Annotated in this window: 8 protein-coding genes; 3 read left to right on the plus strand and 5 right to left on the minus strand. The window is 46.8% G+C overall.

What is annotated here, in order from left to right; all coding sequences use genetic code 11:
• Positions 1 to 194 precede the first annotated feature (194 nt).
• Positions 195 to 1,049 carry a DUF5714 domain-containing protein gene (locus H9L42_RS08040; RefSeq protein WP_187302877.1) on the plus strand — a complete coding sequence of 285 codons (855 nt, stop codon included), beginning with the start codon at positions 195 to 197 and terminating at the stop codon, positions 1,047 to 1,049.
• Positions 1,050 to 1,134: 85 nt separating this feature from the next.
• Here the strand turns inward: H9L42_RS08040 and H9L42_RS08045 are convergent, their stop codons facing one another.
• The 4 genes from H9L42_RS08045 to H9L42_RS08060 all read right to left on the minus strand — a co-directional run bounded on the left by H9L42_RS08045 (position 1,135) and on the right by H9L42_RS08060 (position 4,622).
• Positions 1,135 to 1,503, minus strand: coding sequence for a hypothetical protein (locus H9L42_RS08045; RefSeq protein WP_187302878.1), 369 nt, complete (start codon positions 1,501 to 1,503; stop codon positions 1,135 to 1,137).
• A complete protein-coding gene (locus H9L42_RS08050; RefSeq protein WP_187302879.1) occupies positions 1,496 to 3,265 on the minus strand; it encodes a radical SAM/SPASM domain-containing protein in 1,770 nt (589 codons plus the stop codon). Before H9L42_RS08050 ends, H9L42_RS08045 begins: the two co-directional genes overlap by 8 nt.
• A 20-nt stretch (positions 3,266 to 3,285) precedes the next feature.
• Positions 3,286 to 3,990: a hypothetical protein gene (locus H9L42_RS08055; RefSeq protein WP_187302880.1), complete on the minus strand. Its 705-nt coding sequence runs from the start codon at positions 3,988 to 3,990 to the stop codon at positions 3,286 to 3,288.
• 164 nt (positions 3,991 to 4,154) lie between these two features.
• On the minus strand, positions 4,155 to 4,622 hold the full coding sequence (locus H9L42_RS08060) for a pyridoxamine 5'-phosphate oxidase family protein (protein WP_187302881.1): 468 nt from the start codon (positions 4,620 to 4,622) through the stop codon (positions 4,155 to 4,157).
• Between the two features lie 334 nt (positions 4,623 to 4,956).
• Here H9L42_RS08060 and H9L42_RS08065 point away from each other — a divergent pair, with 334 nt between their 5' ends.
• Positions 4,957 to 5,403: a MarR family winged helix-turn-helix transcriptional regulator gene (locus H9L42_RS08065; RefSeq protein ID WP_187302882.1), complete on the plus strand. Its 447-nt coding sequence runs from the start codon at positions 4,957 to 4,959 to the stop codon at positions 5,401 to 5,403.
• A complete protein-coding gene (locus tag H9L42_RS08070) occupies positions 5,403 to 6,776 on the plus strand; it encodes an MATE family efflux transporter (protein WP_187302883.1) in 1,374 nt (457 codons plus the stop codon). Before H9L42_RS08065 ends, H9L42_RS08070 begins: the two co-directional genes overlap by 1 nt.
• Positions 6,777 to 6,812: 36 nt before the next feature.
• On the opposite strand, the gene H9L42_RS08075 is transcribed toward H9L42_RS08070, so the two are convergent.
• Entirely contained in the window at positions 6,813 to 8,225 is a 1,413-nt protein-coding gene (locus H9L42_RS08075; protein WP_187302884.1) for a GGDEF domain-containing protein, read from the minus strand.
• Between the last annotated feature and the right edge of the window lie 216 nt (positions 8,226 to 8,441).

The raw sequence follows: 8,441 nt of genomic DNA on the forward strand, positions 1-8,441 counted from the left end.
GTAAAAAAATGGACAGGGACATCGTACGGGAGTTTGACAGTAAAAAACAAAAAAAGAGCCTGGAAGCGTTGCAAACGCTTCATTTTTTTGACTAAATTGCAAGATCAAATAGGACAGAATTGAAAACTTCATCAGGTTTTACGATGTATTTTGAACTGAAACAGGAATTGTTCGATCGTTTGAGAGAAATATGTATGGAAACCAGACGCGCGGAAGAATCGATGTCCGTTACCCGGATGCTGACGCGGCTGATGGATTTGGAAGGGCTGCCGATGCATTGTCCGTATCACCATTTTATCGTACCGGCGGCGCTTTTGACTCAGTCTGCGGTTTTCGAAAAAAGGGACGTTTCGGAGCTTTCCGCGTGGCTGGATCTGGCGGAGGAACGGGCGAAAACCGTACCTGCCGGGTTTTGCGGAGAATGCGGTACGTGTGGCTCCGCGGTAGGTGTCGGCATGTTTCTTTCCATTTATACGGGCGCGACGCCGAAATCTGTGGAAAACTGGCAGCAGGCCAATGAAATTACCGGAATCTGCCTGCAGAAGATTGCGGCCTATCCGGGTCCGAGATGCTGTAAACGGACTTCTTTTCTGGCAGTCAATGAAGGGGTGCCTTATCTCAATGAAAAGCTGGGGCTGGAATTTACCATCGAAACCGATCCATCCTGCACCTACCATAATCGGAACGCGGAATGTCTGGAAGGAGAATGCCCGTTTTATGAAGGAGGAGAAGCTATGCGTGATACCGGGCGAGCGATTATTGTGGAAGCGGAAAAAATGCCGAAGAAGGATCCGGCGAAAATCTGTAAATGCATGAATGAGCCGGTGAAACTGGAATCCAAAAAAGGAACTTTGTTTTGGGTGAAACAAACTGGAGACACTGTGAAAAAAGGAGAGGTGATCTGCGAAGGAGAGGTTGAGAAGAAGACTGTAGAATTTCCGGCTCCCTGCGACGGCGTGCTGACGCAGCAGTGCGTGGGGGACGGAGAAGTGTTTACTGCGGGAGATATTCTGGGTTATGTGCGTCCCTGTGGCAGCGAATTACCATGAAGTGGGAAAACGTAAAGCAGCTTTAAGGAAAATCTGTATCAGCAGTTGTACATTGTTTCAGGAATCAGTTTGTGCTGGCGCGGACTTAACCGTTATTGTTATTGTTATTATTGTTGTTGTTGTTATTATTATTATTATTGGAGGAAGTTCCACCGGAATCCGAGCCGCCGGAATGGTAATGAGGTATGAGAGCAAAGCTCTTTTGATCCATTTCAATCCGGTCAAAGGAATCATCAGCCGCTGTAACTGCGAAAGCCTTTACAATCTCCCGGTTGCTGTTAACAAGTGAAATAATATGCCGACCCGCGACGACCGCGTTCCTCTCAGACTGGCCAAGAAACCTGTAAATCCGGCTAAATACATCTTCGGTAATATCCGTGTAATGACTGGCGAGGGTATAGCATTTCTGCAGGCGGACGACTTCATGATACGTCCTGGGCGCAATGTTAATCATGTTTCAGAGCCTCCTTACAATTTACATAAAAAAATTCAATATTTTGAAAGGGAAGGTTTATGGCCTGTATGTGATAATAGGCGTTCTTTTTCTGTTTGGCGTAATGATAATCTCTTAATTCCGAGGTTGTAAAAAAAAGATTATTGGGTTTCACCTCAGAAAGCCGATGATAATACAGACTCAGAATCTTCGTAATATTGATGGTATAATAGCCCTCTTTATCGGAAGGCTCCTGCTTTAACGTGTTTGTAAATACCTGGTGTGTCATAATGTGTTCCTGCTTCATTCGCTGCTCATCGCCATACAGGATGGTATTTCCGCTTAACAGCATCATGTACAACGAATTATTCGCGGGATAATCACAGTCCTCCAACACTCCTTTCCGGATATACAGCTGCAGCTCCGTCTCATCCGTCAGATAAAGAAGATCCCGCCGCTTTTTCAGAATCTGTGATTCCAGCTGATATTCGATACCGTTTGCTTTCAGTATGAAGATATGCGGGCTGTAGATATTCTCCAATTTACTGTCGCGCTTTATAATCGCCTGCAGCTGGGAAGGATCGGAACTGGAACTTTCTTCCGAAAACGGCTCATAATCTCCGGCAATCAAGGGGCGCATTTTGGAAAGATAGGAATACGCAGAAGCAGCCGGGTTGCTGTCTTTTGGATAAACCTGCGGATTGTCTCTGTAAATCTCCTGCTGTAGCCTGCAGGTATAAGAGCGGCTGGTATGGGAAACGGTTTTAACATAGGGACATCCGGTCTTGCAGAGATATAAATAGCTGCATTGAGCGCACTGCGGGTCGAATCCTGATCGGTTATGGCTTTGAAAAATTTTTACCTCCGCGGCTTTCAAAATATCCGCGACAGAATCTTCATAAATATTGCCATAGTAAAAGTCTCTGTTTTTCTGCCCCCTTACACAGGAATACAGATCTCCGTTTCGTTCCAGAAGAAAGAACTTCTCTCCGCAGTTATCCGAATTGGTACAATATGCCGGGGTGAATTCGGCGAACCAGGCGTTTTTCACGCCCTTATCCAGATCGGTCCCTGTAAAAGTCTGCCGCATCCGTTTGTAAAATTCAACCTGCTCTTCTTCCGTCATCGGGTGCAGTCCGATTTCCCCCGGATCGCCAAATCCGATCATAAAATTGAAATCGTTCATATCCAGACAGGTATGTTTGTGCAGAAATTGAATATCACGGATCATTTCATCCATTCGCTTATAATGTTCTTTAAAAACCGTGGCCGAAACTTTTTTGCGATTTGGAATTCCCTCCAACAGGGAAATATTTTTCAGTATGGTCTGCAGGGTCTTTTCCCCGCCTTTGGTGATCCGATATTTCTCATGCAGAGAAAAAGGCAGGTCCAGACTTCCGCTGACAGAAACACAAAATTCCCTTATGGTATCGATATGCTTCTCCAGACGGAGCAGATTGGTTTTTATATGCGGACGGCCTGCTTTCAAACCATTTTTTTCGAGAAGAGTTTGGTTTTCCCGATAATAGTCTGCTATGTAATGGATGATATCCCGGAAATCTTTTTCGGACAGGGTAGTCACCTCTCCGCCGTGCAGGGAGATATGAAAAGGAAGAACACCGGCTGTGCGGAATTTATCCACCGCATACCGCAAAGTTTGCAGATACCGGCTATCCGGCTGCAAGTCCATTGTATTCTCTTTTAAATAACAGTAGCCGCACTGCATATTACAGTTCATAGTTGGCACATACAGTAAATGAATTAATCGATTTTCGGTTTTCATTTTGAACACTCCTGAGTTCGTTAATGAACCTGTGGCAGTGGAGCTGTGAATCCGAATTCCAGAGACACACACCACCAGGCAATCGCGGCAGCGATTAGAATAACTGCCAGGGGCGCGATCCAGACAGGTATAGATTGGGCCGTTATCGAAGTATTCGCTATCAGACTGTCAATGTCCGCGTCCGGATTGCGTTTTATATGATTGTAGAGGAAGGTTACAATTGTGCATCTGCGTATAAGAAAAAAATATAGAATCAGTGCGATGGCTTCCGCAAGAATACACGCCGCAGCCTGGACTGCCGCCAGAAACAAGAATGCGTTAACAAATGTTACTGCTCCCAGAAGGATCGTAAAGAGCCCTTTTTTCAAACTTAATGCGGGAGTAGTAGCCGTTTCATAGTTCATGTGATATCGTGCGGCTCTCTGTTTGATAAGGTCCTCGAACAGTTTTTTCTCCGGCTGAAGATATCGGTTGTCAATAACAATCGTCGGACCTCTGCCTGTTTCCGGCGGGGGAGCGGTATCTTTCTTTACGATTTTGATTCGTTTTTTTCGTGTCTTTTCCGCCGTGTTTCGTGAGCAAAAAAGTGCCAGGAACCACACGGCCAGACAGATAAGATAAAGTGAACCGCTACTTGTCACCCCCAGTATAAAAGCCAGTTTTGGAAGAAAGGAAAAGAGCCAGATAAAGGACAGAGCCCATATCATGTATTTCAGGATCCGCAAAGCTCCAACCTCCTTTAAACAAATGGATTTCTCTGTTTTTGATTATGAGCGTCAGCAGGCGGGATGTCAAGTTAAGTCTTTGTAAAGAGAAAAGGCACGTAAAAAAGCTGCCGAATCCGTACGGCAGCTTTTGCTCTTTCGCTATTGGGGGAAAACAGATATGTTTATTCCGAGCGTTTCGCAGTCATATGGGCGATGGTCAGTTCGTAGGCGCAAAAATTTCCTTCCTGAGCTTTCATATATTTCATACCGCCGTCCATCAGGCCAGGGGAGTATTTTTCCACTGTATATTCCATGGCGGGCCTGATTTCTTCCGGCGTTGTCAGGCGTTTCACATCGCCATAGACGATGACACTCCGATAAAAGGTGGTGAATTTGGTGGGCTGAACATCGTCTAGATCCACAACGGAAAGGCAGACCGACGGATTCTTTGTCAGCAGATCGTATTTTTGCCCGGCCACAGCGCCATGAAAGTAAATTTTTCCATTTCCATAGGCAAAACTGACAGGCACGGAATAAGGATACTTATCCTCCCCGTTAATTGCCAGCGTTCCATGCGTGACCTTTTTCAGAATGGCGATGGCTTCTTCCTGGGACAACTGCTGTTCTTTTAAGCGCATTTCTCGAAACATAGATGTGTGCTCCTTTCTTTGTGCCAGCCAGATAATAAAGAAAGCATTTGATTTCGCATCTTCTAAGGCCTAACGATACGAAATAAATGCTCGAAAGCTTACCCGGCGGCAATTTACATATTTTTCTGTATTTTACCGCGATTTGAGATTCAAGTCAAGTGGGAGTGCTCTAAAATGTGGGGGCGTTTTGCAAAGTTTATGGGGAAAAATCCCACAAAATCCACGAAACGCCCCCATGTTGCTTTGTTCTTTTAAGAATGCTTGACAGAACGTTAAAAATGCATATAATAGTTTATAAATAAACTGTTTAAAGACAAACTAAATGGGGGCGGAGATGCGAAATAATACAGAACTATGGCTCGGAATCCGCAGGGTTCTGAAATTGTATGATCAGATGCTCAGAGAAGTTTGTGAGGAGTATCATCTGACTGCGGTTGAGGCGGAGATTATCAGTTTTTTACAACATAATCCGAATAGAGACACCGCGGCGGACATTACAGAACTCAGGATGCTGAATAAGAGCAGTGTTTCCAAAGCAGTTGAGGCTCTTATCCAGAAGGGGATTCTCCAGAGAGTCCCGGATAAAGAGGATCGAAGAAAAATTCATTTAAAACTGTGTGCCCAGGCAGCGCCGGTCCTTGCGAAGGTGGGCATGATTCAGGAGCGGTTTTGGGAAGTGATCTTTCAGGGATTTTCAGAAGAGGAGAGACTCCAGTATACCAGGTTCAGCCGGAGAATTTTTGAAAACGCGGCTCAGGAGAAAGAAAGGGGAGAAAGGTAATGCGGCAGGATAAGGATTTCCTTGGGAAAGAGCCGGTAGGAAGGCTTCTTTTGCGTCTGGCGCTGCCAACTGTAACAGCGCAGATTATCAATATGCTTTATAACATCGTGGATCGGATTTATATCGGACATATTCCGGATATCGGCGCGATGGCGCTGACCGGAGTGGGAGTGTGTATGCCGCTGATTATGATTGTTTCGGCCTTCGCAGCGCTGATCGGATACGGTGGGGCTCCCAGGGCCTCGATTTTTATGGGAAAAAAACAGCCAAAAGAAGCGGAGCGGACTCTGGGGAACTGCTTTACCATGCAGATTGTGATTTCGGTTCTTTTGACGGTCGCGCTGCTGATCTGGAATCGGGATTTCCTGCTTGCCTTCGGAGCCAGTGAAAATACGATTGAGTATGGTACGGATTATATGAATCTTTACGCGCTGGGAACCATCTTTGTACAGCTTACTCTGGGAATGAATTCTTTCATTACTGCTCAGGGATTCGCGAAAACCGGCATGCTGTCGGTTCTGATCGGCGCGGTTGCCAATATTATTCTGGACCCGATTTTTATTTTCGGACTGAATATGGACGTTCGCGGCGCGGCTCTGGCGACGGTTATTTCCCAGGCCATGTCCTGCGCGTGGGTGCTGGCGTTCCTGTTTGGGAAAAAGACTTTCTGGAAAATCCGCAAAGAATATCTGCTTCTAAAGGGAAATGTGATCCTGCCCTGCCTGGCGCTGGGAGTATCGGTGTTTATCATGCAGGCCAGTGAAAGTGTGATTTCCGTATGTTTTAATTCGTCCTTGCTGAAATACGGCGGAGATGTGGCAGTGGGAGCCATGACGATCCTGACCAGCGTTATGCAGTTCGCTATGCTGCCTCTGCAGGGACTGGGTCAGGGAGCGCAGCCGATTATCAGTTATAACTATGGAGCCGGGGACGCGGGACGCGTGAAGGAAGCGTTTAAGAAACTGGTGCAGGTAAGCCTGATCTACGCGGCGATTTTGTGGGTTCTTGTTATGGCGGCGCCTCAGGCCTTCGCGGCGCTCTTTACGGCGGACGCGGAGCTGATGGAATTTACAGCCGGAGCGCTCCGGGTTTATATGGCGGCGGCGATTCTTTTCGGAATTCAGATCGCCTGCCAGATGACGTTTATCGCCCTGGGAAAAGCAAAAGAGTCCAGTCTGGTAGCCATTATGCGAAAATTTATTCTGCTGCTTCCGCTTATTTACATTATGCCGCATATCTGGAAATCCAATCAGACTATGGCGGTTTACCTGGCGGAGCCGGTGGCGGATCTGCTGGCAGTTACCTTTACCGCGATTCTGTTTTTCCTGCAGTTCCGAAAAGCGCTAGCGAAAATTGAGAAGCCTCTCGCTTAAGAATCAAATCGGAAGGGAGAACAGCTGCTTTGAAATTCAGAGGCAGGCGATCCCCTCTGCCGGAACAGCTCCCGCTTCTCCGATAAAGAATTGATCTCTTCCCCTGTTTTTTGCCAGGTAAAGGTAGTGATCCGCGGTCCGATAAAGCTCATCGATGTCCCGGATGGTTCCAACCTGGACGGCGCCGATGCTGCAGGACAGATTTTGACCGTCACATGGAATCTGACGAACGGTTTCGAGGAATTGGCTTAGCTTTTCCTCCAGCCGCTCCCGGCTGACAGGGGGATAAAGCAGAACGGCAAATTCATCGCCTCCGAGTCGGCCGATAATGCCGGAATCCGAAAATATATTCCGCAGGCCTTGCGCAACCTTGTATAGAATTTCATCTCCTTTCGGATGCCCCAGAGAGTCATTCACTTGTTTGAAATAGTCGATATCAAGGATCAGAAAATATCCGGAACCTTCCCTTTGGAAAGCGGACGTTTTAAGCATATGCTCACAAAGAGGAAAAAATCCGTGTCGATTCAGGACATCGGTCAGCGCGTCGGATTTCGCCTCATGGCGCATATAGGAAGTGTAACGCTGGACAAACAGAAGGAACAGCGAAACAAGAAATACCAGAGAAAGAATTCCCAGCAGGAACTGAATCTGAAGATGGAACAAATTGTAGTTTGCTGTCTGACTCAGAGAATATCCGTCCACTTTAAGGACATAAACCATTCGCTGTAAAAAGTAAAGCGCTATCGCGCAGGAACAGCTCAGCGTGAGAATTGCGATGATAAACCCGGGAAGAAACGACCGATGAGCAGTCAGATGGAGATTCTGAACAGCCTGCATCCTTTTCTGGAAGCGTAGAAAAAAAGCAGAATTCCAGAGTTTATAGATGACAAGAACAATGAGCATTGCCGCGAAAGAAGTCGCGAGTCCGCTAGGAGAAAGGATGTCTGAAAAGGCGCTGAATGCGTGAAAACCCATCTGAGGAAACAAAAGTCCCATAATTCCGTATACAAAAAAGGCATGAATAGTTCTCCCGAAAAAGGAAACGGCTCCAATCCAAAAAAGAGTACCGCGTTTGGCGCGTTTCGCCAGAAAATACAGAATTCCGATCACAAGACCGAATAAAAGCCTGGAACCGACGCTTAAAAGCAGACTGGATATTGGTTCCCCGCTGAGTATGGGAGAAAAAATCCGATCTCCGGCCGCGACATAAGGGGCAGAGGCTTTCCACATGCTGGCGAGTCCAAAGACGCAGCCCAACGCGGCAGAAGCGCCGGGACCCAAGAGACAGCCAGCCAGAAGCACCGGAATATACGCGAATGTAATGGAGATCGGTTCCACATGAAAATAGCCGAGAAACGAAAAAGACATAAGAAGTTCAATGGCGATCAGAATGAGAAACAGCGGCCACTGGACGGCGCTGTTTTTCTGCAGGTCAAAAAAGGATTTCATAACAAAACCTCCATCAATTCGTCGGATCGTACTGCTCCGTTCATTGTTCTCCATTATACCATGAGGCTGTGGAAAGGGCAATGCGGGTGAAGTTCTAGGGCGGTGTCAAGTTGTTGTGGAGTTTTTGGTTGACAGATCCAAAATGATTATCATCTAGCTTAGCGGTATGCCTCTGTTCATGCTAAGGCTTCTGATCAGTGTCTGGGTCCCGCTGCT

Origin of the sequence: Zhenpiania hominis (assembly GCF_014333425.1) — a bacterium.
Taxonomy (GTDB): domain Bacteria; phylum Bacillota; class Clostridia; order Peptostreptococcales; family Anaerovoracaceae; genus Hominibacterium; species Hominibacterium hominis.

Coding starts and splice junctions, on each gene's coding strand:
- H9L42_RS08050 (WP_187302879.1), bottom strand. CDS start 3,265: ATGAAAACCGAAAATCGATTAATTCATTTACTGTATGTGCCAACTATG.
- H9L42_RS08070 (WP_187302883.1), top strand. CDS start 5,403: ATGCGGCAGGATAAGGATTTCCTTGGGAAAGAGCCGGTAGGAAGGCTT.
- H9L42_RS08045 (WP_187302878.1), bottom strand. CDS start 1,503: ATGATTAACATTGCGCCCAGGACGTATCATGAAGTCGTCCGCCTGCAG.
- H9L42_RS08065 (WP_187302882.1), top strand. CDS start 4,957: ATGCGAAATAATACAGAACTATGGCTCGGAATCCGCAGGGTTCTGAAA.
- H9L42_RS08040 (WP_187302877.1), top strand. CDS start 195: ATGGAAACCAGACGCGCGGAAGAATCGATGTCCGTTACCCGGATGCTG.
- H9L42_RS08060 (WP_187302881.1), bottom strand. CDS start 4,622: ATGTTTCGAGAAATGCGCTTAAAAGAACAGCAGTTGTCCCAGGAAGAA.
- H9L42_RS08075 (WP_187302884.1), bottom strand. CDS start 8,225: ATGAAATCCTTTTTTGACCTGCAGAAAAACAGCGCCGTCCAGTGGCCG.